At 68.2% G+C, this 277-nt stretch carries 1 protein-coding gene; it reads left to right on the plus strand.

Annotated elements, in window-relative coordinates; translation table 11 throughout:
* Positions 1 to 76: 76 nt before the first annotated feature.
* Positions 77 to 277 (plus strand): hypothetical protein (locus tag CVH10_RS20070; protein WP_146143159.1); only part of this gene is annotated, 201 nt, incomplete at its 3' end.

Genomic DNA, 277 nt, shown 5'->3' on the forward strand with positions numbered 1-277 from the left:
GGCGCTTGTCCATTCCGCTGGCGCGTGAAACCCTGCACGCGGTGCCCGCCTTCACAGACCGGAGCGCCGAGACGACATGACCCGACCGCCCAAGATGGCGCGCCTCGATGCCGACGACGCGCTGGACGATCCGTTCCGCGATCGCGACGGCGGTCGCTATTTCAACCGCGAACTGTCGTGGCTGGCGTTCAACCGCCGCGTGCTGGAGGAGGCGTGCAATCCCGCGCATCCGTTGCTGGAGCGGTTGCGCTTCCTCGCGATCTCGGGCGGCAACCTC

It is taken from the genome of Halomonas sp. ND22Bw (assembly GCF_003011945.1).
GTDB lineage: Bacteria > Pseudomonadota > Gammaproteobacteria > Pseudomonadales > Halomonadaceae > Halomonas > Halomonas halophila.